Source organism: Methylophaga sp. UBA4204 (assembly GCF_002379485.1).
Classification (GTDB): Bacteria; Pseudomonadota; Gammaproteobacteria; order Nitrosococcales; family Methylophagaceae; genus Methylophaga.
In genome coordinates this window covers 28,328-29,491 of sequence record NZ_DFTU01000066.1, presented here as the reverse complement: position 1 = coordinate 29,491, position 1,164 = coordinate 28,328, and the positions used below count along the sequence as shown (strand labels likewise).

3 protein-coding genes are annotated in these 1,164 nt (G+C 42.4%); 1 reads left to right on the top strand and 2 read right to left on the bottom strand.

Features of this window, described 5'->3' with window-relative positions; genetic code table 11:
* Positions 1–429 (top strand): anhydro-N-acetylmuramic acid kinase (locus B3182_RS09660; RefSeq protein ID WP_292752581.1); only part of this gene is annotated, 429 nt, incomplete at its 5' end.
* On the opposite strand, the gene gcvH is transcribed toward B3182_RS09660, so the two are convergent.
* Together gcvH and B3182_RS09650 are read right to left on the bottom strand one after the other, a co-directional pair.
* Positions 405–794, bottom strand: coding sequence for a glycine cleavage system protein GcvH (gene gcvH / locus B3182_RS09655; RefSeq protein WP_292354224.1), 390 nt, complete (start codon positions 792–794; stop codon positions 405–407). The two genes, B3182_RS09660 and gcvH, sit on opposite strands and share 25 nt — an antisense overlap.
* Positions 787–1,164: 4-alpha-glucanotransferase (locus B3182_RS09650; protein WP_292752578.1), on the bottom strand; the 378-nt coding region annotated here is incomplete at its 5' end. The genes B3182_RS09650 and gcvH, both read right to left, overlap by 8 nt.

Here is a 1,164-nt window from a genome sequence, read left to right as displayed (position 1 = left end):
TTCAAACGGGAAATCCCTAAAAGCACAGGTTGTGAATTATTTAACCAAAACTGGTTAATGCAGAAGATAATTGCTGCTAATTGCGCAGATCTACCACCACAGGATATTCAAGCCACACTCTTGGCATTAACCGCATCGACAATTGCAGATGCTATTCATCAATACGCAGCTCAAACAGACAAACTTTATATCTGTGGTGGTGGGGCAAAAAATACTGCTTTAGTTAAGCAACTAAGGAAGGATTTAGCGCCAATTATTGTCGGCACTACAGCTGAAATCGGTTTAGATCCACAATGGGTCGAGTCCGCCGCCTTTGCATGGTTTGCTGAACAGACTTTGCAACATAACGCACTTGATTTGCGCCATTTAACAGGTGCTCGGCAACCCAGTATATTAGGTGCCATCTATTGGTCCAGAAAAGCCTCGTAGTCCGCGGAAGACATTAATTCTGCAGCTATTTCTTCATACGGAACCTCAGAGCGAAACCGCACAATCCATCCATTGTTAAAAGGTTCCTGATTAATCAGTTCAGGCATTTCGACCAGTTGCTGATTTATTGCAATGACTTCACCACTAATCGGCATAATCACATCCGAGGCTGATTTTACCGATTCAATGACTGCACACTCTTCACCCGCTGCAAACTGTTGCCCTTCAGCAGGCAACTCCACAAATACAATATCTCCAAGGCTATTCTGAGCATGTTCAGTGATACCAAGTGTAAAAATTCCATCACCTTGCTCTTCCAGCCAAATATGAGACTCACTAAAAAAATAATCTTCTATATTATTCATCAATGATACGTCCATATATTTTGTTTAAGGCACTTAAATTACCTGAGCAATATTCAGAGAGCATATTCCACTCAAACTGCCACATCCAGTTATCTTCCATGGTACCGGGAACATTCATTCGATGTTCACCACCTAACTCAAGTAAATCCTGCATAGGAATAACGGCAAGTTGAGAGACTGATTTTAATGCTACCCGGATAAGTAACCAGGGCATTGCTTCATCGCTGGGTCCGATATATTGATGCATATGATGCCGGGTTGCATCATCAAGCTCATGATACCAGCCAAGACTGGTGTTGTTATCGTGAGTGCCGGTATAAGTAATACTATCCCTGCAGTGTTGATGTGGAAGATAAGGATTGTCAGCATC

Excerpts from the sequence above, each read along its gene's own strand:
- gcvH (WP_292354224.1), bottom strand. The coding sequence starts at position 794 with ATGAATAATATAGAAGATTATTTTTTTAGTGAGTCTCATATTTGGCTG.